Genomic DNA, 24646 nt, shown 5'->3' on the forward strand with positions numbered 1-24646 from the left:
GTACGCAGTTTGCGGTGTTTGCAAGGACGGGACGGGCTCGCGGCAATCAGAAACCACCACGCAACGAAGTTTCCGTTGAGGCGTGTCTATTTTTTGACCCGAGGCGGCGTCTTGCACGGTAGTTCAATCGGGCGTGCGCGCAAAGGCAATCGGCACGAGTCGAGCACGGGTAAGGTGAACTGTCCCCACCATTACTACGGCATCGCCGGCTATTCAGCCGAGATGCCGCGCCCAATCAAAGTGAAAGCACTCGAGTACGTTCCGGTCCCATTTTACGAAGACAATTACGCGTGGGTGGTGACTGATGGCGAGCACGCGATTGTGGTCGATCCCGGGCACGCGGAGTCGGTCGAGCGATACTGTGGAAGCAGACAACTCGTCGTCACGGCCGTTCTACTCACGCATCACCATGCGGATCACGTCGGCGGCGTCCAATCTCTGCTCCGCGTTTGCGGTCGCGGCGATACAGCCGTTTTCGGCCCGACGCGAGAGCACATTGAAGGGATAACGTGCCGGGTCGGAGAGGGGTTCGAGATCCATCTTCCCGAACCAGCGTTCCACGCCCGAGTCCTTTCCACGCCCGGACACACCGTTGGTCACGTTTCCTACTTCCAGCCTGAGGCGAACGGTCAGCCTGGCCACCTCTTTTCGGGCGATACGCTCTTCGCAAGCGGCTGCGGTCGGCTTTTAGAAGGATCGGCGGCCGAAATGCTCGAATCACTCGATGAGTTGGCCGACCTGCCGCCATCGACCTTCGTGCATTGCGCTCACGAGTACACGCTTTCGAATCTGAAGTTCGCGAGCGTTTGCGAACCAAGTAATGTCGACATCAAACGCTGGGCGGAGCAGGCTGCAAACCTGCGACTGGCAGGCTTGCCGACTTTACCAACGACCATCGAGCATGAGTTGAAGGTCAATCCGTTTCTGCGCGTTCACGAAGATGAAATCCATGACATCCTGGTGCGACGCTTCGGCGTTCCGGTGCCTCACCGCCTTGCCGCCTTCATTCTGTTACGGGCCTGGAAGGACCTCTTTCAGGAGGAATTTCGCGAAATTACCGAGCGATGGGCACCGAGCTTGCTCAATTAAACAGACATATGAAATATGCGGTCCAGTCCTCGTGAGGGATGCGCCTATTGATTCGGTCAACTTGCGCGGAGTAGATTGAACGATCCATGAGTACGCCCGTCGACATGAATCACGGGCGACAGAAGGAGACACGAAGTGTTAAAGCAATCAACAAGCTGGTCCTCCACAGATTTTCCCATCGAAGACAGGACGGACGCATGGCAAGACGTTCTGAGTGGCAGCTATCGCGAATGGCAAGTTCCTCAACGTGTGCCGGCGACGTTCTACGCGACGCTCAACCGTCATGATTTCGCTGGCACGGAGATCGTGGAAACTATTTGTGATCCGTGCGTTGGCGAGCGGACACGTAAGCAAGTACGCCGGGATGACGAACTCTATGTCGGGGTGCAACTCACGACCAGCGGCCGCGAGCGTTTCAAGATTGGAGACAGTGGCGTTGAGGTGACGTCTGGTGATTTGGTTGTCTGGACCACCGATCAAGTTGTGCAATTCGAGGTCATGGAACGTCTGCACAAGGTCACGTTGATGATCCCTTGGACCCTCATGCGTGAACGACTTCCGGAGCGCAAGCAGCCTCCATCCGGAGGACGAATTGAAAGTCGGACAGGTGTCGGCTCTCTCCTCGCGGTGCATCTCCTGGCACTGTCCAATGAGATTGAGACGCTCGATTCAAGCGTCCAAGGTTCGGTCAGTCGCTCAACCCTCGAACTCCTTGGCATCGCCTTGTCGGGCCAGCAGCAAGGGGCAACCTTTGACGCCAGCGCCGCGATGCTGCGAAAGGTGCAGGACTATATCCTGCAGCACCTGAACGAGGACGACCTTTCGCCCGCCCGCATCGCGGAAGCAAACAGCATCTCGCTACGCTACCTGCACATGCTCTTCCAGCGTAGTGACATGACTGTCTCCGGGTATGTCATGCACAGCAGGCTCACCGCCTGTCGGCGTGCCCTTATGGACCCCTCTTACAACCGGTTTCAGGTTAGTGAGATTGCGTTCCGTTGGGGCTTCAACTCGACCAGCCATTTTTGCCGCGTCTTCAAGGAGAAGTTCGGTCAGTCGCCGACCGATGCGCGCCGCGCACCGACTACACCGTGAGTCGGCGTCACTGGATCGAATACGAAGTCCGGCTACGGCCGGACTTTTTGCATTAGAGAGCGCAAGCGCGGAACACAAACGCTGGGCGCGTCAAATGTAGTGTCCTGCTCGTTCGAGCACCTCGATCTTGTAGCCGTCCGGGTCTTGCAGGAAGAAAAAGCGTGCGAACATCTCGCCATCGCGCTTGAATTCTTTGATCGGCAGCGGGTTCAACCCGAGCATGGACATGCGCTCGTGTTCCTCTTCGAGGTCCGGCACGGCCACGGCAATGTGGCCGTAACCATCGCCATGCGTGTACTCGGCATCTCGACCACGATTCCACGTCAGCTCGATTTCGAAATCGTTCTCGGCGTTCTTCAAGTACACCAACGAGAAGTCCGGAAAGTCGAGTTGGTGACTCGTCTTCAGATCCATTGCGTCCTCGTAGAATTTCAAAGACTTGTCGAGGTCGTAGACACGGATCATGGAATGAATGATCTTCGGCAATTTCACACCTTTACGTCATCATGCAAAGAGCGGCCCGGACATGCCGGGCCGCCTGTTTTTGGCTAGACCGAGAAGCGGCACAGCGTTTCGCCGCCGTCGATACGGATCAGGTCGCCGTGGATGTAGCTCGACTCGTCCGAAGCGAGGAAGATGGCGAGATTGGCAATATCTTCGACTTCGCCCCAACGCTTCAGCGGAATGACGTCGGTGAAGGCTTTGTCAAAGTCCTTGTCGTCGAAGAGCGCGCGGGTCAACGAAGTCTTGGCGTAGGTCGGACAGATGCCGTTGACGCGGATCTTGTCCTTGCCATACTCGATCGCGAGGCATCGAGTGAGATTGGCGGCCGCGCCCTTCGAGATGTTATAGACCGACTGCTTCGGATGACCCTGAAGACCTGCCGTCGAGACGATGTTGACGATGTTGCCGCCGCGCCCTTGCTTGAGGAAGACTTTGATGGCTTCCTGACATCCGAACCACGTGCCGCGCACATTCACATCAAAGCATGCATCGAGGTCTTCGACTCCGAACTCATGCGCGAGTTTGCCCGCTCGATAGATGCCCGCGTTGTTGACGATCACGTCGAGGCCGCCGAATGCACGAACAGCCTCCTGTGCGAGATTGGCGACTTCATTCTGCTTGGTTACGTTGCACGAAACATAGGTCGCTTCGCCACCCGCTTCCTTGATGGCTGCAACCGTTGTCAACTTCGCGTTGCCTTCGAAACCACCCTGATTCGGCTCTTCATGAATGTCGCTGACGACAACCTTCGCGCCTTCCGCCGCATATGACAAAGCAATGCCGCGACCGAACCCGGAACTCGCACCAGTGACAATCGCGACTTTCCCTTTCAATCTCTCCATGTTTTCCTCTCCCGAAACCATTGCTGCGAACGTACGGTGCTCCGTTCACCGCCTTGAAACAGCGAGCAGAGCGTTGGACGGTGGGCGCTGGGGCTCAGCGGGCGGTGAACGCGCCGTCTACCGTCAACATCGAGCCGGTCATCCATTCGGCGTCGTCCGAAGCCAGGAACACTGCGGCTCGTGCAACGTCTTCCGGTGTTCCAACCCGCGGCCACGGCGTCAAGTCGTGCAACAACTTGTTGGTTTCATCCTTTTCCAGAAACGAGCGCACCATCGCCGTGGCGAGAAAGCCCGGGCAAATCGCGTTGACGTTGATGCGCTCAGGCGCGAAGTCGAGAGCCAGCTCTCGCGTCAGATTCACGACCGCTCCCTTCGACGCGCAATAGGCGGGCTCGAGCGCCAAACCCACGAGGCCGCCAATCGAAGCGATATTCACAATACGGCCGCGCAGTTGCGCGCCGGTCGACGTGGTGATCGGCTCCTGCTTCATGAATTGCGTGATCGCGTACTTGCACCCGAGCCATACGCCTTTGGCGTTGACGTTCATCGTGAAGTCATACTGCTCTTCGGTCTCGTCGATGATGTTGTGCAAGCCGGTGAACACGCCCGCGTTGTTCACGATGATGTCCACTCGACCAAAGGTCTCGACTGCATGCTCGATGATGTTTTGCACATCGGCGGCCTTGCTCGCGTCTGCCGATACGAACATGGACTTGCCACCCATCTGCGTGATGACAGCGTCGGTGTCGACCTCTATGTCTTTCTCGTAACCGCCTGCGAGCGCGCTCTTCTTCAGGTCCGAGCAGACCACATAAGCGCCTTCGTTGGCGAGCGCGATGGAAATTGCGCGGCCGTTGCCCGAACTGGAACCCGTTACCACCGCGACGCGACCTTCAAGCTTTCCTGCCATTTCTGTCTCCATTGATGTGTAGGTTTCGACCTAAGGTGCTCCGCACGTGCTCTCTAATGTTTCGTGAAATTCAGGCTGCGAAAGCCGTGAACGTTTGAACGACGATCTTTCCGTTGCGCACGAAAAGCGTGTCGGTTGCCATCGGTACGAACGGCTTGGCTTCCCAAGCGAGGTAGCCGATTTCACCTTCGGTACTTTTGCTGGTGACCTGGAAAGCGTCCCAGAAGGCCGGCTTTGCGCTGTCGAGGAATGACTTGAAGAATCCGCGAATCTCGTCCAGACCACGATACGAGCGAGCAGGCGTAACGATGACGGAGTTGTCGTCGTAGTCCTTCATGAGTTCATCGAGACCCTTCGCGAATGCGCCAAGGTGATGATCGAAAACCTGATCCGTGGCTTCGGCCAAAGTTGCAGTTGCTGACATATACACCCCTCTCAAGAAAGGACGCTGCCGCCGACACCAAAGTTGTGTCGGCTAGCGTTGTGTTCGTAGTCGCTCAGGGGGCCTTAGGCGGCATAGGCGCGTTGCGCCTCGTCCCAGCCCACGATGACGATAGGGGTGCCGTCTTCCTTGATGAACGAAAGCGGCCCGAGGAAGGTCATATAGAACTCGCTGTCCACGGGGAAGTACGTCTTGTCGTGCCGGGCATTTGCTGACTCGTAGCCGTATGCCGGGGCGACAACGGTATCGCCACCTTGCTCGACGCCGCCACGCACATCCATGCGGCCTTTCGTCAGCAGATACTCGCCTGGGCCGATGTGGAAATGCGCATTGAACGAGGAACCGGCGGGGCAATCGAAGATGGCTGCCCATGCGCCCATTTCGGGGGACGCGTGCAGCATCTTCCAGCGGATACCGCCTTGCGACAGCGCGTCGGGAAACGGCTTCCACGGAATGTCGTTGATCTGGACGGCTTCCTCTTGTACATGCGGCTTGATTTCCATTGCTGTCTCCTAAAGAGCCTGGCTCTTTTCCGCCCGGCAGGTGTGTGGGGTGAGTCAAGCATAGGCCTGCATCGCAGCCGACGATTGCCCGCCAGTGCAGGACGAATTGCACAAAAGCGCAGTCGGCGATGGACCAGAGGAGAAAGGTTGGGAAAACTCGGCTTGGCTTGGCAAGCGGCTAAGGGCTGCCTTAGCACCACGCGAACGGGTCCGGCACGTCGTTCTGCAGGTAAATGCGGAATTTGGAGCAGCCCTCGCTTTCCTATGAGCGAATGAGGCTGCGCGTAGAGGCAATGGCTCTTGCACTGTCAGTCAACCGCGCTGATGCAGCGCAGGTCTATCATCCGCCCAACATCCAAGGCGGCAAAACAAGCCCCGCATAAGAAGTCGGAGACGTTCCGGAGACATCTTCCGTTGACGCCGTTGCTCTCGCGCAGCGCGCCATTGCGCGTCCGTCGCGCAAGTTCATTGCATCGATGAACCCTTGGGTCGTGAACTTCAGTTCGACAACGGAGGAGAGGGCATGGCAATCGTCAACGAAACACCCAAAACTTCAGTGCTACCTTACGTCATCCGAGAGATCGTTATCGTCTACGGCCTGACGATTCTGTCCGGCATCGCCGTCACCGCTTACGTTCCGTTCGGCGTGTTGGCGAAACCGAGCGAAGTTGCAATGAGCGCAGTTAATCTCGCCTCGGATGAGAGCCGCTACGTGAACTCTCTGTCCCTTCGATTCACCAACGAGGTTGACGCGACGACGACGTTGCTCGTGCTGCTTCTGGTGGGGTGTGCGAGCGTTCGGCCGACACATTGCCAGGGAGATGCGTCGTTTTTTTGCCTCGCTATGTCTTTCTGAAAACTTCACGGTTATGTCGAAACAACCCGTCCTCACCAGCTCGATCTGGCAAGAAACCGTCTATCGTTTATCCGCCACGCGCACGCAGCAATATCGATCTGCCTACGAACATTGGAATTTCCCGACCCACCCCCCAAACGAAAAAAGCACGTCCGGCCAACCCCCGAACGTGCCAAAGCCATACCACAAGGAATCGAACCAAGAACCCCGTTACTGCAAATTCCCCGCCACAGCGACCGTCTGCCCGGTAATGTAATTCGACTCCGGCGAGCAGAACAGATAAACCCCGCCAGCCGCTTCATCCGGCGTACCCCCACGCCCCAACGGATTCCGCTGAGCATGCGATTTCAACATATCGGCATTCAAGCCAACCCGAATATCCCGCCCATCGATCTTGACCGAAGCCGACGCCTCCGTACTCACCGTCATCCGCGTATGAATCAGCCCGAACGCGACGCAATTCACATTGACATTGAACCGCCCCCACTCACGAGCCAACGCACGCGTCATCCCAATGACACCCGCCTTCGCCGATGAATAGTTCAACTGCCCGGCATTCCCATTCAACGCCGACACCGACGAGATATTCACGATCTTCCGATAATTCTCCCGCCCCGCTTCCTTATCCGCGGCATGCAATGCCTTGATATGCGGATAAGCCGCGCGCAAGATGCGAAACGGCGCCGTCATATGACAATCGATGATCGCGTACCACTGCTCATCCGTCATCTTCTGCACGACATCGTCCCACGTATAACCCGCGTTATTGACGATGATATCGATGCCCTTGAACGTATTCAACGCCGTACCGATGAAACGGTCCGCAAAATCCGGCGCGGATACATTGCCCGGACATGCCACCGCTTCCGTGCCTTGCTTGCGAAGCAGTTCCACGGTCTCCTGCGCGGGCTCCGCATCCAGATCGTTGATGACGAGCCGCGCGCCTTCGCTCGCGAGCTTGAGCGCGATCGCCTGACCGATGCCGCGTCCCGAGCCGGTTACCAATGCAACTTTGCCTTCGAGCTTTCCCATGATGTCTTCCTGATGAATGTTTCAGAGCGCGACCACCGCGTCGCCGAGCACGCGCGGTTCGCCATATTGGTTGACGGTCTGAATCTCGAGCCGTACGCGGCGTTCGCCGTCGACTTCGAACTTCTCGGTGACCTTGCCCGTGCACGTCACCACATGCCCGAGCTGCGTAATGCCGACAAAACGCACGCCGAACGCACGCAACTGGCGCTGCCCGACCCACGACGTGAGCAGACGGCCAAGCCACGCCATCGACAACATGCCGTGCGCGAACACGTCCGGCACGTTGGCGCGGCGCGCATAGTCGGTGTCAATATGAATCGCGTTGTGATCGCCGGATGCGCCCGCGAAGAGCGCGAGCGTCGTGCGGTTGACCGGGGGCAGGGTGAGCGGCGGCAAGGTGTCGCCGACCTGGATCGACTCGAAACTGATCGTGTTCATTCGCATGTCCCCCGCTTATCGCTGAACGATGACGCTGCGCAGATCGGCAACGTGCTCGCCGCGCTGGTTCGTCACACGCGTTTCGCGCACGATGAACCACAGCGCGCCGTTCTTCTTGTCGTAGATATCCGCAATACGGCTCTCGTAGCGCAACTGATCGCCCGCATACGCCATGCGGTGATACACGAACGACTGCTCGCCATGCAGAATGCGCGACGACACGATGCCCAGTTCCTCACGCCACGCCGTGGCCGTCTGCTCGAACTCGAGCGAGAACAGGAACGTGGGCGGCAGCGGCAGCGCGGGATAGCCGGCATCGTGCGCCGTAGCTTCGTCGAAGTAGACCGGATTAGTTTCGCCGATCGCCTTCGCGAAGAAGCGCAGTCGCCATGCATCCGCGCTTGCCGTGAACACCGGCAAGCGCATGCCGATATGCTTCCTATCGATGTTCATTACGCAGTCCGCTTGTAGATGGTGACCACGCCCGCGCCGCCGAGGCCGAGGTTGTGCTGCAACGCGAGCTTCGCGTCCTGCACCTGACGATCGCCCGCCGTGCCGCGCAATTGATGCGTGAGCTCGTAGCACTGCGCGAGACCCGTCGCGCCGAGCGGATGGCCCTTCGAAAGCAGGCCGCCCGACGGGTTCGTCACCCACTTGCCGCCATAGGTGTTGTCGCCATTCATGACGAGCCGCTCGCCTTCGCCTTCCTTGCATAGGCCGAGCCCTTCATAGGTCAGCAGTTCGTTTTGCGCGAAGCAGTCGTGCAGCTCGATCACGTCGATGTCCTCGGGGCCGACGCCCGCCTGCTCATAGGCCTGCTGCGCCGCGGTGCGCGTGATATCGAAGCCGACGACGCGGATCATGTCGTCCGACGCATACGTGCTCGGCAAATCGGTGGCGCACGACTGGCCGGCGATCATCACATCGGTGCGCAAGCCGTGCTTGCGCGCGAACGCTTCCGACACGATGATGGCCGCAGCGCCGCCGCACGTCGGCGGGCACGCCATCAGTCGCGTCAGCACGCCTTCCCACAGCACCGGCGCATTCATCACGTCTTCCGTCGAGACGACATTGCGGAACACCGCGAGCGGATTGCGCGCCGCGTGCTCGCTCGCTTTGGCGCGAATGCGGGCGAACGTCTCGAGCTTGGTGCCGTACTTGCGCATGTGCGTGAGGCCGGCGCCCGCGAACTGGCGGATCGCAGTCGGAATCTCGGTGTGTCCGACAAGCTTGTTAGTCAGATCGAGCGCGCGCTCGAGCGCGGGCGCGCGGTCATTCCATTTCGATGCCAGCGCGCCCGGCTGCATGTATTCGAAGCCGACCGCGAGCGCGCATTCCACCGCGCCCGATTCGACGGCCTGGCGCGCGAGGAAGAGCGCGGAAGAGCCCGTCGCGCAATTGTTATTGACGTTGATCACCGGCACGCCCGTCATGCCGACGCGATAGATCGCCTTTTGTCCGCACGTCGAGTCGCCGTAGACATAACCGGCGTACGCTTGCTGAATGGCCTTGAAGTCGAGACCGGCATCGGCGAGTGCATCGCGGATGGCGGTTTCGCCCATCACGTCATACGTTTCGCTCGCACCCGGCTTCTTGAACGGGATCATGCCAACACCAGCGACAAACACCTTGCGACTCATATGCTTCTCCTTCAGTGATTGAGGATTCGTTGGATTCACAGCTTGCGCGAGATGAGGTCGCGCATGACTTCGCTTGCGCCGCCATAGATGCGCGTCACGCGGGCATCGACAAACGCGCGGGCAACCGGGTACTCGAGCATGTAGCCGTAGCCGCCATGCAACTGCACCATGTCATCGAGCGCCTTGCCGAGCGTTTCGGTGGAGAAGAGTTTCGCGATGGCCGATTCCTCCAGCGTCAGACGGCGGCGCATGTGCACATCGAGGTAGTGATCGACCATCAGGCGCACCGCGATGGCTTGCGCCTTGATGTCGGCGAGCTTGAACTTGGTGTTCTGGAAATCCCACACGGTCTGATTGAACGCGCGGCGGTCCTTCACGTAATTCAGCGTGTGTTCGAGGCACGTTTCCAGCCGCGCCGCCGCGCCCACCGCGATATTGAGGCGTTCCTGCGGCAGTTCGGCCATCAGATAGGCGAAGCCCTTGCCTTCCTCGCCGAGGCGGTTCTCGACCGGCACGCGCACATCGTCGAAGAAGAGTTCCGCCGTGTCCTGCGCGTGCATGCCGATCTTGTCGAGCTTGCGGCCGCGCCGGAAACCTTCACGCGTCGTTTCGACGACGATCAGGCTCACGCCCTTCGCGCCCGCCGTCGGGTCCGTCGTGCAGACGACGATCACGAGGTCCGCGTTCAATCCGTTCGTGATGAACGTCTTGCTGCCGTTGATGACGTAGTGATCGCCGTCGCGGCGCGCGGTCGTGCGCACCGCTTTCAGGTCGCTGCCGGTGCCGGGTTCGGTCATCGCGATGGCGAGGATCTGCTCGCCCGCGCAAATGCCGGGCAGCCAGCGGCGCTTCTGTTCTTCACTGCCGATGCGCGCGATATACGGCGCGACGATGTCAGAATGCACCGCGAAGCCCGGGCCGCTCACGCCCGCGCGCGTCATTTCCTCGTTCACGACGACCACGTGCCCGAAATCACCGCCGCCGCCGCCGTATTCGCTCGGAATCGACACGCACAGCAAGCCCTGCTTGCCCGCCTTCAGCCATGTCTCACGATCCACGCGGCCGGCCTTGTCCCATTCCGCCTGATGCGGGACGCATTCACGCTCGAAAAAGCGCCGGGCAGTAGTACGAAGCATTTCATGATCGTCTCGAAAGACGGTGCGATCGATGTGCATTGCAGATTCCTGGGAGGTTGGGTCTTAGTTGTTCGCGTGGCGCGGCGAGTGCCCGTTACACGCGATATGCGCAGCCGGTTCGGCCTGATACAACGCGTCGATCAGGTGGGCGCGGCGCGCGCGCGTGATGGCCTGATTGACGTAGCCCTTGTCGGCAATTTCGTTGGCGTCGAGCGAGGGCGGCTCGGCCATCAGCATGAGCCGCTCGATCACGAGCGTCGCGCCGCCCGCTTTCTGTCGTTCGAGACGCCGGCTCAATTCGGCGACGACGAGCGGATGCGTGACGAGCGCAGCCGCGTCGAGCGAGGCGAGCTCGGGCGCGATGCGCTGGCACGCCGCGACGTTCGGCCACGCGAGCGCGGCGAGGTAGTCGTGGTCATGACCGCAGATCACGGCGTCGGACAGGAGCGGGGCGCAGCAGTCGAGCAGGCCGAGCCGCAGCGCGCCGGTGCGCACCCACGAGCCGTTCGCGAGCTTGAAATCCTCCACGGTGCGGCCCGCGAAGATCATGCCCTTCGACGGGTCCGCAGGATCGGCGAGACGCACGGCATCGCCGAAGCAGAAAAAACCTTCCTCGTCGAACGCGGCGGCGGTCAGTTCCGGCTGGCCGATATAGCCGCCGAACACATTCGGGCCGCGCAAGCGGATTTCATAGCGGCCATCTCCGCCTTCGAGCGGCAGGAGTTTCACTTCCGAGCCGATCGCGGGCGTGCCGATATTGCCGGGCGTATCCGTCGGCCAGCTGCAATACGTGCCCATGCCGGACGTTTCCGTCGATGCAAGGCCCGTGCAGAACGTGATGCGCTCGCCGATCGTTTTCTCCGCGACGTTCTGAATGCGCTTCCACACTTCCACCGGCATGCTCGCGCCGCCGTAGCCGAAGAAACTCGCTTTGGCAAAGAGGCTCTCGGCGAGTTGCTGATCGCGTTCGAGCTCGGTGGCGAGCACGGTCCATGCGGACGGCACGCTCGTGAAAATGGTCGGCGATACGTCGCGCAGATTGCGCACCGTGCGTTCGATCATGCCGGGCGCGGGCCGGCCGTCGTCGATGTAATGCGTCGCGCCGAACTGGATCGCGCGGCCGAGGTGCAGCACGCCGCCGAGGCCGTGATGCCAGGGCAGCCAGTCGAGAAACACGGGCTGAGCTTCGAGCAGCCACGCGAAACCATCGGAGTAATAGGCGGCGACCGCACCGAGATTGCGGTACGTGAGCCGCACGGCCTTCGGCAAGCCGGTGGAACCGGACGTGAAGAGCAGGCGGGCGGAGTCGTCGTCCCGAATGGATGCATGCGCGCGCTCGATGGCGCGCAGATTCGCTTCATCGAGCGGACGGCGCGTGAGCGCTTCCCACGCATGCTGTCCGTCCTGCGCGCCTTCCACCGCGATGACCGGCGCGTCCTTCAGATCGAGTGCCGCGAGTGCTCGCGCATACGGGGCGACGGACTGCACGAACACCGCGCCGGGCGGAACCATCTCGCGAATCGCCTTCAGGCGTGCGAAGTCCTTGCTCATGAGCGCGTAAGTGGGCGATACCGGCGCCGCCGGAACGCCCGCGTATTCCGCCGCCAGCAGCACCACGGCCTGCTCGATGGAATTGCCGGACAGCAGCATGAGCGGACGTTGCGCGTTCAGCCCCATGTCCAGCAGCGCGGCCGCGACGGTCCGCACCTGACGCCACAACTCGCTCCAGCTGAGCGAGCGCCACGCGCCGTTTTTATCGCGCTCGCAGAACGCCGCAGTGTTGCCGCGTTGCGCGGCCCAGAGCGGAACGAAATCCGCGAACGAGCGCTGTTCGATACGAGGCAGCGCGCGAGCGCTACGGAGAATCAACGTGCCGTCCGCGCGATGCTCGACGAGCGTTTGCCGCTCGGGAAACCGCACAGGACGATAAGACAGTGCCACCTTGCCGCTTGCTTCGAGCGTGCTCATTCCGTCTGTCTCCTGAGCCTGGATGTTTTTTGCCGGATGCGGCCGCGAAGCCGCGCGCCGTACTCCGGCCGCTGATTTGTCGATGACGCCTTGCGGCGAGATCGCTTTGCCCTTGATCGAAGAATAGGGAAGGCGCGCCGGCACGTGACCACCCGAGGTGGGTGGCGGTCCGGCTGGCCGCGCCGCGTATCGTGATTCCGTCTGGATGCGCATCGACGGGCATCGACGGGAACGTATCAACGAGGCCGTTCAATGAAACTCAGCTATTCGAAAGAGCATCTCGCGTTTCGTGAGGAAGTGCGCGCGTTCCTGCGCGACCATATTCCGCAGGATCTGCGCGACAAGGTGCTGAATCATCGTCATCTCGAACGGGACGATACGGTCCGGTGGCAGCGCATCCTGCATGCGCGCGGCTGGGGTGCGCCCGGCTGGCCTGCCGAGTTCGGCGGCACCGGCTGGAGTGCGCTGCAGCGCTTGCTGTTCGACATCGAATGCGGCCTGGCGGGCGCGCCGCGCCAGCTCCCGTTCGGCCTCAACATGATCGGCCCCGTGCTGATGAAGTTCGGCAGCGCCGCGCAGCAGGCGCGCTACCTGCCGCGCATTCTCGCGGCGGAGGACTGGTGGTGTCAGGGCTATTCCGAACCGGGCGCGGGCTCGGATCTCGCCTCGCTCAAGACGCGGGCGGTGCGCGAAGGAGACCATTACATCGTGACCGGGCAAAAGACCTGGACCACATACGCGCAGCACGCCGACTGGATGTTCTGCCTCGCGCGCACGGATCCCGAGGCGAAGCAGCAGAACGGCATTTCGCTGTTGCTCATCGATATGAAGACGCCGGGCATCACCGTGCGCCCGATCGATACGCTCGAAGGCGCCGCCGATGTCAACGAGGTCTGGCTCGACGACGTAAAAGTGCCCGCCGCGAATCTCGTCGGCGAGGAGAACCATGGCTGGACTTACGCGAAGTACCTGCTCGGCCACGAGCGCACGGGCATTGCGGGCATCGGGCATTGCCGGCGGGAATTGCGTTACGCGAAGGCGCTGGCGCAGCGCGAGCGCAGAAACGGCAAGCCGCTCGCGGACGACGTGCGCATCCGCGAAAAGATCGCACGCATCGAGGCCGAAGTCATCGCGCTGGAAATGCTGCTGATGCGCGTGGCGTCGGAGGCGAGCCAGCGCGGCGCGGGCGTCGAGTCGTCGATTCTCAAGATTCGCGGCTCGGAGTTGCAGCAGGCGTTGTCGGCGCTGCACGTCGATATCGCCGGGCCGAACGCGTTGCCGTTCTCGCCCGGCTGGCTCGCGGACGGCTTCGATGGCTGGACGCCCGAGCCCGGCTACGGCGCGAACGTCGGCAGTTTCTATCTCGACATGCGCAAGCCGACCATCTACGGCGGCACGAACGAAGTGCAGAAGGAAATCATCGCGAAAGCGATCCTCGACCTCTAAGACAGGCAGGCGGCAAGATGGACTTTTCATATAGCGAAGAGCAGCGCCAACTCGCGGATAGCCTGAGGCGCTTCACCGAAGAGCGCTATCCGATCGACGCGCGCCGCAAGGCCGTGCGCGAGCCGGAGGGTTTCAGCCGCGACGCGTGGCGCGTGTATGCGGAATTCGGCCTGCTGGGCCTGAACATCTCGTCCGATCACGGCGGCTTCGACGGCAACGCCACCGATACCTTTGCGGTGCAGTTCGAAGCGGGCCGTGCGCTGCTTCCCGAGCCGCTGATTCCTTGCGCGGTGATGGCGGCCGGTCTGATCCAGCGCTTCGGCACCGCGGCGCAGCGGCAAGCGTGCCTGCCCGCGATAGCCGAGGGCCGCGAGATCGTGACGCTCGCGTATCAGGAGGCGGGCGCGCGCTACGACTTCGCGCGCCCGTCGACGGTTGCGTGCCTCGAGAACGGCGGCTTCGTGCTCGATGGCCGCAAGGTGCATGTGTGGCACGGCGAGGCCGCGCAGTCGCTGATCGTATCGGCGTGGAATAGGTCGGCGCAGGCGATGTCGCTGTTCACCGTGCCGGTGTCGGCGCCGGGCGTGGCGATCCGCGCCTATCCGACGCTCGACGGCGAGCGCGCCGCCGAGGTCACGCTGCAGGCGGTGCATGTGCCGCACAGCGCATTGCTCGGCGACAACCCGCGCGGCGAAGCAATGCTCGAAGCGGCGCTCGAACTGGGCATCGCGGCGCTGTGCGCGTCGAACGCGGGCGCGATGGAGCGGCTGATCGACATGACCGCCGACTATCTGCGCACGCGCAAGCAGTTCGGGCAAGTGCTCGGGCGCTTCCAGGCGTTGCGTCACCGCATGGCGGACATGCTCGTGCAGAAGGAACTCGCGCTGTCGATGGCGCATCTGGCGGCATCGGCGATCGACGAAACGGATGCCGCCGAGCGGCGCCGCATGATCTCGTCGGCGAAGCTGATCGTGAGCCGCGCGGCGCGTTTCGTCGGCGAACAGGCCGTGCAGTTGCACGGCGGCATGGGCGTCACGGCGGAGCTGGGTGTCGGCGACTACTTCAAGTATCTGACGGCGTCGTCGCTGCGCCTGGGCGATGCGGACTTTCATGCCGACGTGCTCGCCAGCCTGCCGATCGACGCCAGCATGCGCGCGATCATCGCGTGATGCGCACGCACGCACACGGGATCACGCGCCGTCGCCCAGCGCGAGATCCCGCGAGCGCGCAACGGCTTCATCGCGGCTCGACACGCCGAGCTTGCTGTAGATGTTTTTCAGGTGCCATTTGACGGTCTCAGGCGAAATGCCCATCGTCCGGGCGATCTTCTTGTTCGGCAGCGCCTGCGCAAGCAGGCTCAGCACTTTCGATTCGCGCGCGCTCAGTACGTCGTGAGCCCTGGCGTCCGCCGAACGCGCGCCCGCCTTCCCCGATCCCGGCGGCGTTGCGGTGGCGCGGGCGTGTGCCTCGCGCAGGCGATCCGCGTAGAACTGGAGCACCGCGTCCTGCGGTTCGTCGCGCGCCACGCGGCTGATGAGGTCCGCAACGGCGGGATCGGCGTCGAGCAGCGTGCGCACGAGGCCCAGGCGATGCCCGCTGCGCATGGCCGACAGCATGAGCTTGCGGGCCGACACGGCATCGCCACGGCACCAGGCCACGACGGCCTTCTGTGCTTCGAAGAAGGCGAGACGCCGTTGCCAGCCGCGCTCGCGGCACAGCTCGATCAACGATGACAGCGCATGCGCCGCCGCCTCATAGTCCTCGTGGGCGAGGCGCCAGTCGACGTGCGCCTGCTGCGCCGCGACCTGAAAGTGCGGCGCGGCCTCGGCGAGCGATTCCGCGCGCGCGGCCAATGCATCGAGCCGCGCCATGTGTTCTTGAGCGGCATCGAACTGGCCGCGTTGCAGGTCGCGTCGAACGCGCTGCGCGAGGCAATGCGCGAGCACGTGGCGCAGATCGTGACGTGCCGCGTAGTCTTCGAGACGATCCAGGCACGCGATCGCATCGAGCCGATGACCCGCCAGCCAATGCGATGACGACAGCACGGTCAGCACACTCATCACCGAATCGGGAAACGACACGCGCTCGATCACGTCGAGACGTTCTTCGAGCAGCGTGCGCGCCTGCTCCGCATCGCCGGATTCATAGAGCACTTCGCCGAGCAGCGCGGCAGCGAGCGCCGACGCCTCGGCCGCCGCGCTGCCGCGCTGCTCGGCTTCGTAAAACACGTCGCGGCACACGCGCTCGGTTTGCAGCAGGTCGCCTTGGAGCAGATGGCTGAAGCCCGCGAGCGCGCGCCCGCTCAGCACGCCCGCCGACGTGCCCATGATCGGCGTGCCGTCGGGAAGCGCGGGCGCGCGGCCCGTCTGGATGCGGCGCGCTTCGTCGAAGTCGCTGCGCCGCGCGTGAACCCAGGAGAGCAGATTGTTATGCGCACCGACGATGACGCCTTGCGCGTCAGGAGGCAGCGCAAGCAGGCGGGGCAGCAGTGCGCAGGCGGCGTCGAGATCGTCGCGCTGAACCGCCAGCGCGCCTTCGAGCAGCGTCAGGCGGTAGCGTGAATGCACATCGTCCGGCGCGAGATCGGTCTGCAGGCGTTCTATCGCATCGGCGCATGCGTCGAACTCGCGGGCATACAGATGCAGATGGATCATCCACAGCCGCAGGCCGACGCGCGCCTGAATCTCCGCTTGCGGCAAGAGGCGCATCAGCGCGACGACCTTGCGCAGGTCACCGCGCAATTGCAGGCTTCGGGCGATGCGCGCGATGAGGTCCGCCGCTGCGGCAGGTTCGCCCGCGAGGACGGCATGACGCACGGCTTCATCGGCGTGGTCGTGCTGGCGAAACCACTGCCACGCCGCCTGATGCACCTGCCGCTGCTGCACTTCGCTGCGCGCGGCAAAGCGCCCGAGCAGGGTTTCGCGGAACAGCGGGTTCAGCCGATACCACGCGTGATGCGCATCGTGACCGGCGGGCGCGAGAAAGAGATTGTCGCTTTCGAGGCGCGCGAGCAGCTTGAGCACGCTCTCGAGCTGATCCGTGCCGCCGAGCAGCGCCACGCACAGCGGCGCGCAGAGCCGATCGCACACCGCCATGCGCACCAGCAGCTCGACTTCGCTCGCGGCGAGCCGTGACAGCACTTCGCGCTCGAAGAATTCGGCGAAGGTGTGGACATCGAGAAGCTGCGTGCCCGCAAAGGTCTCGTCCGGCGCGAGCCGGGAAGGCGCCGCTTTCCTGCGCTTCGCGCCGACCACCATCAGTTGCAGGCCGGCGACCCAGCCGTCGGTCATCTCGTGCATCTGGCGCGCGTCGCGCGAACCGATCTCGGGACATTGCGACTTCAGGAACGCCCTGGATTCGGCCATCGAAAAGCGCAGGTCGCGCATATCGAGCTCGAGCAGCAGACCGGCATCGCGAATGCGCCCCACCGACAACGGAATCGCGCCGCGCGACACCAGCACCACGTGCAGATTCGGCGGCGCGTAATCGAGGAGCCATTGCAGCGACCGATGGCAGCGCCGGTCGGTCAGGCAGTGCAGGTCGTCGAGAACGAGAACGAGATCGCCCTGACGGCTCGCGATGCCACGCACGAGCGCGATGATCGTGCGCTCGACCGCTTCGTCGTCCATGCCGCGGCCGCCGAGCAGCGCGGCGTCGCGCGAGATCGACGGATCGACTTGCGCGAGACTCGCGGCGAGGGCGTCGAGAAAGCGGGCGAGGTCGTCGATTTCGTCGGCGAGCGTGAGCCACGCCACCTGAAACGCGAGCGGATACAGCGCCTCGCGCCACGCGATGAGAGCGGTCGTCTTGCCATAGCCCGCCGGACCTTGCATGACAATGCAGCGCTTGCGGCGCGCTTCGATCAGCTGCGCGACGAGCCGTTCACGGCCCACGACGCGCGTCGATACGCGCGGCGACGCGCAGGCGGATTCGACTGGCTGGGACGCGGACAGCGGTGCCGAGTCGTGCCCGATATGATTCGGATTGCGAAGGAGGATGGTTTCAGTCATCAAACACCTGCGTCGTCAATGTGGTTTTTTTGCCGTTGATTCTACGCTCACGATGCGTGCCGCGCGTTAGGGAACACGCGTATGGCCGTCCGTGGATTTATCGGATCACGGCGCTTTTGCCCGCCGTCTGCACGGACGGTAGACGGTAGTTTGGGTAACGAACGAACTCGGGTATTCCCGTGCCCACTCGGTTCGGGTAGTGGTGCGCGCGTGCTCCCCTGCAACACTGCGTCGGAATGGGTCGGCATGGCGTCGGTGCGTGTTACGCGAATCGATTGCGCGCGCCGGACAGAGCAGAAACCCAAGACGAGGAGACACTCATGCGTTTCATCAGGAAGAGCGTTGCCGGTGCGGCGCTCGCGGTTGCGGCCAGCGGTGCGTCCGCGCAGTCCAGCGTCACGCTCTACGGCGTCGCCGATGCTTTCTTTCAATGGTTCAACAACGGCGGCACGCAATCCTGGTCGATGCGTAGCGGCGGCAACAGCAGTTCGATGTTCGGCCTCAAGGGCAGCGAAGATCTCGGCGGTGGTCTCAAGGCCGTCTTCACGCTCGAGAACGGATTCAACATCAATAACGGCACTTTCTTCGCGGATTCCAGCGCGCTGTTCTATCGTCAGGCGTGGGTTGGCCTGGCGCACGAAAAATACGGTTCGCTGACTTTGGGCAGGCAATATCAGCCGACTTTCTGGTCGCTTTATCCGACCGATCCGTTCCGCGCGAACGAGGTGCTCTCGCCGCTCGCGGCGGCGTCCACGTCGTTCGACCGCAACACGATCGCCACGCAAACCGGCGGCGGACGTTCGAGCAACGCGATCGTCTATAAGTCGCCCAATATCAGCGGATTCCAGCTCTGGAGCATGTATGCGCTCGCGGCTTCCGTTACACAGCCGTATCCGCAGACCACCGGCAACATGTTGGACATCGCCGGAACATATTCGGGCTACGGGCTTTACGCGGGCCTGTCCTATCAGTTCCAGCATGCTGGCTCGAAGAGCATTCCGGGGCTGCCGGCCACGGTCAACACGGTTTCGGTCGAGCATTTCACGGGTGCGCTCGCATACCGGGTCGGTATCGTGAATCTGCAGTTGAACTACACGTATCACAAGCCGCAAGACCCGGCCGCGGGCTCCGTCGCCGCGCGGCTGAATGCGGCGCATCCGTTCAGCGTCATGGAAGTTGGCGCGACGATTCAGGCCACGCCCGCCGACGCCATCGAAGTCGCCGGCTTCCAGCGCCTCGTGCGCGGCGTGCATGACAACACCTGGGGCGTGCAGGTCGGCGCGGACCACGCGCTCTCCAAGCGCACGTCCCTCTATGCGCGTGCGGGCTACATGAAGAACAACGGTCTCGCGACGACAACCTGGCCGGGCCTCACGGCCGTCGGACCAGGCGAGAAGCAGACGCTCGTCGGCGTCGGCATGTCGCATCGCTTCTGATTTGCTTCGTGCGCACTTTCGCCGGGCTTGCGGGCGCGGCGGAGTGCGCGTTTCGGATTTCATCGCATCTGACATCGTTACAACGACCATGGCAACAATCCACACCTTGAAATTCATCCGAGCCGCGCAAACGGTGATCTGCATCGCCGCTGTGAGCGCAGCGTTCCACGTACATGCGCAAAACACCGCGTCGGCGCCTTTGGCTGCGTCTGCTGCGGCATCGGCATCGGCATCGGCACCCGCACCGGCACCGGCGGCCAGCGCGAGCAAGTCGTCGAGAGCGGCTGACCGCGCGCTGCGCCGGCGTGTCCTCACCGCGCTCGGCAAGGCAAAAGGCCTGCGCCCGAGCGGCATCACGGTGCGCGCGACGGCTGGCGACGTGCTGCTGGAAGGCTGGGTGCCGGAGGAAGCGCAGATCGATCAGGCCACGCGGGCGGCGCAGAGCGTGCAAGGCGTGAAATCGGTGCGCAACACGCTGACCCTCTCGACCTTCTGACGCGGAACGAATCCAGTCCGATCAGCGCGACGGGGCAGCCCGCCGCGCTTTTTTACGTCATCGCGCGTCAGGCACAGCCCGCGATCGACTTCGTTTCGAGGAACTCGGAAAGACCGTGGTCGCCGAACTCGCGTCCATTGCCCGAGGTCTTGTAGCCGCCGAAAGGCGCGTTCAGATCGATCGAGGCGCTGTTGAGCATCACCGCGCCCGCGCGCAGGCGATCCGCCACGCGCCGCGCGCGCGCCGGGTCCGCCGACGACACATAGGCCGCGAGCCCGTAATCCGTATCGTTGGCGATGTCGATGGCTTCTTCCTCGCTCGCGTACGGGATCATCACCAGCACCGGCCCGAAAATCTCCTCACGCGCGATGCTCATGTCGTTATGCACGTTCGCGAACACCGTCGGACGCGTATAGAAGCCGCGCGTGAGCCCGGCAGGACGCCCGACGCCGCCGGCGGCGAGCGTCGCGCCCTCGTCGATGCCGCGCTGGATCATCTGCTGCACGCGCTCGTATTGGCGGCGGTTCGAGATCGGCCCGACCTTGGTATCGGGAAGGAGCGGGTCGCCGACCGTCAATGCGTTCGCGGTCGCCGCCGCAATGGCCACGGCCTGCTCGTGCAGCGTCTTCGGCACCAGCATGCGCGTCGGTGCGATGCAGGTCTGACCGGAGTTGATCATGCAGGAAATCACGCCATGCGATACCGCGCTCTTCAGATCGGCGTCGTCGAGGATCAGGTTCGGCGACTTGCCGCCGAGCTCCTGCGTGACGCGCTTCACGGTCGGCGCGGCCTTGATCGCGACATCCACACCCGCGCGCGTCGAACCGGTGATCGACACCATGTCGACGCCGCGATGACTCGCAAGTGCGCCGCCGATCTCGGCGCCATCGCCGTAAATCATGTTGAACACGCCCGCGGGGACGCCCGCATCGTGCAGGATCTGCGCGAAGACTTCGGCGTCGAGCGGGGTGATCTCCGATGGCTTCAGCACGATGGTGCAGCCCGCCGCGAGCGCGGGCGCGACCTTCGCGGCAATCTGGTTGAGCGGCCAGTTCCACGGCGTGATCAACGCCGCGACGCCGACCGCCTCGCGCACGATCTGCGTGGCGCCGCGCGCGGTGACGAACGGGAAGCTCTGCAGCGCGCTCAGCGTGCCGTGAAACTGGCCGAGCCCGGCGGGCGCCTGCCGCTCGCGGGCGAGCCATGCGGGCGCGCCCATTTCCGTGGTGATGGCATCGGCGAGCGCGCCGATGCGCTCCTTGTAGAGCGCCATGATCTTTCCGAGCAGCGCCGCGCGCGTTTCGACGCTCGTGCGCGACCACGCGGGAAACGCGGCGCGCGCCGCGGCGACGGCGGCATCGACATCCGCGCTCGTGCCCATCGCCACGCGGCCGACGACTTCTTCCGTCGCCGGATTGACGATGTCGGCGAACTTCGCGCCGGCGGCGGGCTCGACCCACCGTCCGCCGATATAAAACCTGTTCAACTCTTTCACGACTTCTCCATTGCGTGGTGATGCGATCAGACCGGGCGATCGCCGATGATCGTCGCGCGCATCATGCGGCGCACGGCGGGGTAGTAGTCCTGCACGGCGTAGTGCTGCGCCGCGCGGTTGTCCCAGAACGCGATCGTGTTGCGCTCCCATTTGAGGCGCACCTGATATTCCGGCGCGGCCGCCTGACGGAACAGGTACTGAAGCAGGTCCATTTCGGCGAGCTTGAGATCGAAGCCGAAGCGATAGCCGGCGATCTCCGAGTAGTTCGCGAAATGCGTGGTGAAGGCTTCGTTGACGAAAAGAATCTTCTCGCCGGATTCGGGATGCTTGCGAACGACCGGATGCGTCACGGCCGGGTTTTGCGCGCGCAGCGTGATGCGCTGCTCGGGCGGGAGCGCCGCGCCGAACAGCGGCATCATGTCGTGCACCGCGAGCAGGCCGTCGAGACGCGCTTTTACGTCGCCGGGCAGGTTCTCGTAGGCGAGCGCCATGTTCGCCCAGATGGTGTCGCCGCCGGTGGGCGGACATTCGACGCATCGGAGGATCGAGCCCATCGACGGGACTTCGCGCCATGAAACGTCGCTGTGATAGATGTTTTCGCGGCCGCGCTTCTTGTCGGACTTGTCGAAGAGGACGAGCTCCGGATGATCCGGATGATGAGCGAACACCGGATGAATCTCGAGCTTGCCGAAGCGCCGCGCCAGCGCCACGTGCGCAGCGGGCGTGATGTCCTGATCGCGGAAGAACAGCACCTTGTAGCGGATGAGCGCGCGGCGCAGCGCGAGATACGTCGGCTCGTCGAGCGGCTCGCGCAGGTCGATGCCGCCGATAAACGCGCCGATCGCGGGCGTGGCCTGCTCGACGGCGAAAGGCCAGCCTTCGTGCGCCGAAGCGCCCGCCCCGCGTGCTTCGATGGCCGATACGGCTTGCTGCATGGTTCCCCCTTTGTATCCGGCGCCGCCAAAGAGGCGCGCGAGCCTCGATGCTCGCCTCGCATAGTGTCACCACCTGTCATAACAGGTATACCGGTTAAAACCCGTAGCCTGTTATGACAGCTACAATCGTCGTCATCGTTTCCGTCCATCGCACAGGGAAAGAAGGCGCCATGACACAGCCTCGTTTCAAGCAGATCGAAGAAGCGCTGCGCCAGCAGATCGTCGCCAACGATCTCGCGCCGGGCGTCAAACTGCCTTCGGAAGCCGAGCTCGTCGCGCAATACGGCGTGAGCCGCATCACGATCCGGCAGGCGCTCGCGGGGCTGCACGCGGGCGGGCTGATCGAGAAGATCAACGGGAAGGGAAGTTTCGTCACGCGTCCGGCCGAGCGCTCGGATCTCGGGCAACTGACGGGCTTTTACGAAGCGGCGCGCAAGCGCGGCCAGACCGCGCATGGCGAACTATTGTCGGTGCGGCCGATCACGGCGCCGTCGTTCGCGGTGCGGGCGCTCGGCCTGGAAGAAGGGGACACGCTCGTATGCGCCACGACCTTGCGGCTCTGGGATGCCGTGCCGGTGGCGGTGTTCATGGTGATGGGCGACGAGCGGCTCATCGAGGCGCTCGTCGCCGAGGATCTGGAGACGAACGACGTGATGAGCCTCTTCGAGGAACGCCTCGGCTACCGGCTCAAGCATGTCGAGACCGAGAGCGCGGCGATTGCCGCCACGAAGGAGCATGCGCGGCGGCTGAAGGTGGAGCCGGGCACGCCGCTTCTGCGCGTCCGATGCACGCCCTTCGACATTCAGGGCAACGCGCTGTGCTGCGCCGAGTTGCTGTTTCGCGGCGATCGCTTTGCCTATAGGGCGAAGGTGTCGCGCTAGGCGCTCATGTTGTGCTCATGCGGCACTCGTTACGACGGGTTCGCCCGACGCGCGCGGCGAGCGCTCGGGATGCAGCCAGCGCAGCGCGAAGAGCGCGGCGGCGATCAACATGATCGCGCTCGTTGCGAAGCCCAGCTCGTACGCGTGCGCGCTGGCGCCGCCGCCGTTCGCCTGCACGATCCGCCCGACGAGCATCGGCGCGATCGCGGCGCCCGTGCTCGCGAGCGCCGTATGAATGCCGATGATCGCGCCGCGCTGGGAATCCGGCACGACTTCCGACAGCAACGCGGGCGCGAGCGCGAAACAGACGCTCGGCAGCCCGCCGGCCAGCGCGAACACGATGGCTTTCTGCACGGGCGCGAGGCCTGGCAGCATCAACACGAAGAACATGCACGCGCCGCTGACGAACGCCGCGCACAGCAAGCGCACGCGCGCACTGCGCGACGACGCGCCGCGCGCCAGCATGCGCTGCGACAGCCAGCTGAGCCCGAGGCTGAACGGCGCCGCCGTGGCGATCACGAGCGCGAACCAGCGTCCCGACACGATGCCGGAGAAGCCGAGCGCTTTTTCCAGATACGTGGGCAGCCAGGTCATGTTGGCGCCGAGCATCCAGTAGCCGGCGAAGCCGAGGAAGAACGTGCAGAGGATGGTCGGGTTGCTCAGCAGCTTGCGGTAAGGCACTTTCTGAGGCGGCGCGTCGGCGCCGGAGCTCGAAAGCCCCCGACGCTGAACGAGCTTGCCTTCGCGCCCGACGAGCAGCCACAACACGCTCCACACCGCGCCGATAACGCCGAGCACGACGAAGTTCATGCGCCAGCCCCAGTGATGCGTGATGACCGGAATCAGCAGGCCCGCGAGCAGTAGCCCGACGACCGCGCCCTGATTCACGAATGCGACCGGCATGTTGCGCTTTTCGTCGGGGAACCATTTATACAGGGCGTGCACGGAAACCGGATAGAACGGACCTTCCGCCGCTCCGAGCACGATGCGGCATACGAGAAACGCTGCCATGCTGCTGAAGAGCGCCTGGGGAATCTGCAAAACGGCCCACATCACGCCCATCGCGAGCAGCAGCCAGCGTGTCGGAATGCGGTTCGAGAGAAATCCGACCAGCACCGTCGATACGGCGAACAGCCAGAAGAAGCTTCCCGCGACGACGCCGAATTGCGCCGGCGACAGGTTCAGATCGCGCATGAGCGGCACGGCCACCATGCCGAGCACGATCTTGTCGAGAAAGTTGATGAGGGCAAGCGCCGTCAGCATCAGGGTCGTCATCCACGCCGCGCGTGGCCGGTAACCGTCGAGTGAGTTCATGGTTCGGATCGGCTCAAAGATGCGGCGCGCCGAGGCCCGCCGCAAGGTGCAAGGTAGGTTTGGCCGCGCTCGCTTGCGCGGAGTGCATGCCGCACGCTTGTCACGTTAAGTGCCGCTGCCGGGCAGTACCCCCACCCGAAACAGGGAGGACAGGGAAAACGCCGCTCCGCACAGTGTG

The 24646-nt window shown here is 63.4% G+C and carries 23 protein-coding genes; 8 read left to right on the forward strand and 15 right to left on the reverse strand.

From position 1 onward, the window contains the following. Window positions 1-240 precede the first annotated feature (240 nt). Both gloB and AC1Z32_RS00245 read left to right on the forward strand, forming a co-directional pair. Window positions 241-1089 carry a hydroxyacylglutathione hydrolase gene (gloB, locus tag AC1Z32_RS00240; protein WP_483478165.1) on the forward strand — a complete coding sequence of 283 codons (849 nt, stop codon included), beginning with the start codon at window positions 241-243 and terminating at the stop codon, window positions 1087-1089. Between the two features lie 135 nt (window positions 1090-1224). Then, window positions 1225-2184 carry a helix-turn-helix domain-containing protein gene (locus AC1Z32_RS00245; protein WP_483476712.1) on the forward strand — a complete coding sequence of 320 codons (960 nt, stop codon included), beginning with the start codon at window positions 1225-1227 and terminating at the stop codon, window positions 2182-2184. 90 nt (window positions 2185-2274) lie between these two features. Here AC1Z32_RS00245 and AC1Z32_RS00250 read toward each other — a convergent pair whose 3' ends face one another. The 5 genes from AC1Z32_RS00250 to AC1Z32_RS00270 form a co-directional block, all read right to left on the reverse strand. Then, entirely contained in the window at window positions 2275-2670 is a 396-nt protein-coding gene (locus tag AC1Z32_RS00250; RefSeq protein WP_483478166.1) for a VOC family protein, read from the reverse strand. A gap of 62 nt (window positions 2671-2732) precedes the next feature. Next, entirely contained in the window at window positions 2733-3530 is a 798-nt protein-coding gene (locus AC1Z32_RS00255; protein ID WP_483476713.1) for an SDR family NAD(P)-dependent oxidoreductase, read from the reverse strand. Between the two features lie 94 nt (window positions 3531-3624). After that, window positions 3625-4440, reverse strand: a complete 816-nt coding sequence (locus AC1Z32_RS00260) for an SDR family NAD(P)-dependent oxidoreductase (RefSeq protein ID WP_483476714.1) — start codon at window positions 4438-4440, stop codon at window positions 3625-3627. Between the two features lie 70 nt (window positions 4441-4510). Further along, window positions 4511-4864 carry a nuclear transport factor 2-like protein gene (locus AC1Z32_RS00265; RefSeq protein WP_483476715.1) on the reverse strand — a complete coding sequence of 118 codons (354 nt, stop codon included), beginning with the start codon at window positions 4862-4864 and terminating at the stop codon, window positions 4511-4513. 83 nt (window positions 4865-4947) lie between these two features. Next, window positions 4948-5385 (reverse strand): cupin domain-containing protein, encoded by a 438-nt coding sequence (locus AC1Z32_RS00270; RefSeq protein ID WP_483476716.1) that lies wholly within the window; start codon window positions 5383-5385, stop codon window positions 4948-4950. Window positions 5386-5908: 523 nt separating this feature from the next. Between AC1Z32_RS00270 and AC1Z32_RS00275 the strand changes: the two genes are divergently transcribed. Beyond that, on the forward strand, window positions 5909-6241 hold the full coding sequence (locus tag AC1Z32_RS00275; RefSeq protein WP_483476717.1) for a hypothetical protein: 333 nt from the start codon (window positions 5909-5911) through the stop codon (window positions 6239-6241). A 210-nt stretch (window positions 6242-6451) separates the two neighbouring features. Here the strand turns inward: AC1Z32_RS00275 and AC1Z32_RS00280 are convergent, their stop codons facing one another. From AC1Z32_RS00280 to AC1Z32_RS00305, 6 genes are read right to left on the reverse strand one after another with little or no spacing between them, the layout of a single operon-like run. Then, window positions 6452-7273: an SDR family NAD(P)-dependent oxidoreductase gene (locus AC1Z32_RS00280; RefSeq protein ID WP_483476718.1), complete on the reverse strand. Its 822-nt coding sequence runs from the start codon at window positions 7271-7273 to the stop codon at window positions 6452-6454. Between the two features lie 21 nt (window positions 7274-7294). Next, complete coding sequence (locus tag AC1Z32_RS00285) at window positions 7295-7711, reverse strand: MaoC family dehydratase (RefSeq protein WP_483476719.1); 417 nt, start codon at window positions 7709-7711, stop codon at window positions 7295-7297. Between the two features lie 15 nt (window positions 7712-7726). Then, a complete protein-coding gene (locus AC1Z32_RS00290; RefSeq protein ID WP_062608306.1) occupies window positions 7727-8164 on the reverse strand; it encodes a MaoC family dehydratase N-terminal domain-containing protein in 438 nt (145 codons plus the stop codon). Next, entirely contained in the window at window positions 8164-9351 is a 1188-nt protein-coding gene (locus AC1Z32_RS00295; protein ID WP_483476720.1) for a lipid-transfer protein, read from the reverse strand. The genes AC1Z32_RS00290 and AC1Z32_RS00295 overlap by 1 nt, the downstream gene beginning before the upstream one ends. Before the next feature lie 35 nt (window positions 9352-9386). After that, window positions 9387-10526: an acyl-CoA dehydrogenase family protein gene (locus tag AC1Z32_RS00300; protein WP_062608304.1), complete on the reverse strand. Its 1140-nt coding sequence runs from the start codon at window positions 10524-10526 to the stop codon at window positions 9387-9389. Between the two features lie 24 nt (window positions 10527-10550). After that, entirely contained in the window at window positions 10551-12455 is a 1905-nt protein-coding gene (locus tag AC1Z32_RS00305) for a feruloyl-CoA synthase (RefSeq protein ID WP_483476721.1), read from the reverse strand. Window positions 12456-12707: 252 nt separating this feature from the next. On the opposite strand from AC1Z32_RS00305, the gene AC1Z32_RS00310 reads away from it, so the two are divergent. Then, window positions 12708-13901, forward strand: coding sequence for an acyl-CoA dehydrogenase family protein (locus tag AC1Z32_RS00310; RefSeq protein ID WP_483476722.1), 1194 nt, complete (start codon window positions 12708-12710; stop codon window positions 13899-13901). 17 nt (window positions 13902-13918) lie between these two features. Beyond that, window positions 13919-15070: an acyl-CoA dehydrogenase family protein gene (locus AC1Z32_RS00315; protein ID WP_483476723.1), complete on the forward strand. Its 1152-nt coding sequence runs from the start codon at window positions 13919-13921 to the stop codon at window positions 15068-15070. A gap of 21 nt (window positions 15071-15091) precedes the next feature. Here the strand turns inward: AC1Z32_RS00315 and AC1Z32_RS00320 are convergent, their stop codons facing one another. Next, entirely contained in the window at window positions 15092-17911 is a 2820-nt protein-coding gene (locus tag AC1Z32_RS00320) for a winged helix-turn-helix domain-containing protein (protein WP_483476724.1), read from the reverse strand. Window positions 17912-18231: 320 nt separating this feature from the next. Between AC1Z32_RS00320 and AC1Z32_RS00325 the strand changes: the two genes are divergently transcribed. Together AC1Z32_RS00325 and AC1Z32_RS00330 are read left to right on the forward strand one after the other, a co-directional pair. Beyond that, window positions 18232-19347: a porin gene (locus AC1Z32_RS00325; protein ID WP_483476725.1), complete on the forward strand. Its 1116-nt coding sequence runs from the start codon at window positions 18232-18234 to the stop codon at window positions 19345-19347. 106 nt (window positions 19348-19453) lie between these two features. Continuing rightward, window positions 19454-19843: a BON domain-containing protein gene (locus AC1Z32_RS00330; RefSeq protein ID WP_483476726.1), complete on the forward strand. Its 390-nt coding sequence runs from the start codon at window positions 19454-19456 to the stop codon at window positions 19841-19843. A gap of 67 nt (window positions 19844-19910) precedes the next feature. On the opposite strand, the gene AC1Z32_RS00335 is transcribed toward AC1Z32_RS00330, so the two are convergent. After that, complete coding sequence (locus AC1Z32_RS00335; RefSeq protein ID WP_483476727.1) at window positions 19911-21338, reverse strand: aldehyde dehydrogenase family protein; 1428 nt, start codon at window positions 21336-21338, stop codon at window positions 19911-19913. Between the two features lie 26 nt (window positions 21339-21364). Beyond that, entirely contained in the window at window positions 21365-22273 is a 909-nt protein-coding gene (locus AC1Z32_RS00340) for a TauD/TfdA dioxygenase family protein (RefSeq protein WP_483476728.1), read from the reverse strand. A 170-nt stretch (window positions 22274-22443) separates the two neighbouring features. Here AC1Z32_RS00340 and AC1Z32_RS00345 point away from each other — a divergent pair, with 170 nt between their 5' ends. Then, window positions 22444-23154: a GntR family transcriptional regulator gene (locus AC1Z32_RS00345; RefSeq protein WP_483476729.1), complete on the forward strand. Its 711-nt coding sequence runs from the start codon at window positions 22444-22446 to the stop codon at window positions 23152-23154. Between the two features lie 15 nt (window positions 23155-23169). Here AC1Z32_RS00345 and AC1Z32_RS00350 read toward each other — a convergent pair whose 3' ends face one another. Further along, entirely contained in the window at window positions 23170-24468 is a 1299-nt protein-coding gene (locus tag AC1Z32_RS00350; RefSeq protein WP_483476730.1) for an MFS transporter, read from the reverse strand. Window positions 24469-24646 lie beyond the last annotated feature (178 nt).

It is taken from the genome of Caballeronia sp. 11_S32 (genome assembly GCF_056930355.1).

Excerpts from the sequence above, each read along its gene's own strand:
- AC1Z32_RS00340 (WP_483476728.1), bottom strand. The coding sequence starts at position 22,273 with ATGCAGCAAGCCGTATCGGCCATCGAAGCACGCGGGGCGGGCGCTTCG.
- AC1Z32_RS00315 (WP_483476723.1), top strand. The coding sequence starts at position 13,919 with ATGGACTTTTCATATAGCGAAGAGCAGCGCCAACTCGCGGATAGCCTG.
- AC1Z32_RS00265 (WP_483476715.1), bottom strand. The coding sequence starts at position 4,864 with ATGTCAGCAACTGCAACTTTGGCCGAAGCCACGGATCAGGTTTTCGAT.
- AC1Z32_RS00275 (WP_483476717.1), top strand. The coding sequence starts at position 5,909 with ATGGCAATCGTCAACGAAACACCCAAAACTTCAGTGCTACCTTACGTC.
- AC1Z32_RS00260 (WP_483476714.1), bottom strand. The coding sequence starts at position 4,440 with ATGGCAGGAAAGCTTGAAGGTCGCGTCGCGGTGGTAACGGGTTCCAGT.
- AC1Z32_RS00285 (WP_483476719.1), bottom strand. The coding sequence starts at position 7,711 with ATGAACACGATCAGTTTCGAGTCGATCCAGGTCGGCGACACCTTGCCG.
- AC1Z32_RS00255 (WP_483476713.1), bottom strand. The coding sequence starts at position 3,530 with ATGGAGAGATTGAAAGGGAAAGTCGCGATTGTCACTGGTGCGAGTTCC.
- AC1Z32_RS00350 (WP_483476730.1), bottom strand. The coding sequence starts at position 24,468 with ATGAACTCACTCGACGGTTACCGGCCACGCGCGGCGTGGATGACGACC.
- AC1Z32_RS00345 (WP_483476729.1), top strand. The coding sequence starts at position 22,444 with ATGACACAGCCTCGTTTCAAGCAGATCGAAGAAGCGCTGCGCCAGCAG.
- AC1Z32_RS00325 (WP_483476725.1), top strand. The coding sequence starts at position 18,232 with ATGCGTTTCATCAGGAAGAGCGTTGCCGGTGCGGCGCTCGCGGTTGCG.
- AC1Z32_RS00305 (WP_483476721.1), bottom strand. The coding sequence starts at position 12,455 with ATGAGCACGCTCGAAGCAAGCGGCAAGGTGGCACTGTCTTATCGTCCT.
- AC1Z32_RS00310 (WP_483476722.1), top strand. The coding sequence starts at position 12,708 with ATGAAACTCAGCTATTCGAAAGAGCATCTCGCGTTTCGTGAGGAAGTG.
- AC1Z32_RS00290 (WP_062608306.1), bottom strand. The coding sequence starts at position 8,164 with ATGAACATCGATAGGAAGCATATCGGCATGCGCTTGCCGGTGTTCACG.
- AC1Z32_RS00280 (WP_483476718.1), bottom strand. The coding sequence starts at position 7,273 with ATGGGAAAGCTCGAAGGCAAAGTTGCATTGGTAACCGGCTCGGGACGC.
- AC1Z32_RS00295 (WP_483476720.1), bottom strand. The coding sequence starts at position 9,351 with ATGAGTCGCAAGGTGTTTGTCGCTGGTGTTGGCATGATCCCGTTCAAG.
- AC1Z32_RS00270 (WP_483476716.1), bottom strand. The coding sequence starts at position 5,385 with ATGGAAATCAAGCCGCATGTACAAGAGGAAGCCGTCCAGATCAACGAC.
- AC1Z32_RS00300 (WP_062608304.1), bottom strand. The coding sequence starts at position 10,526 with ATGCACATCGATCGCACCGTCTTTCGAGACGATCATGAAATGCTTCGT.
- AC1Z32_RS00320 (WP_483476724.1), bottom strand. The coding sequence starts at position 17,911 with ATGACTGAAACCATCCTCCTTCGCAATCCGAATCATATCGGGCACGAC.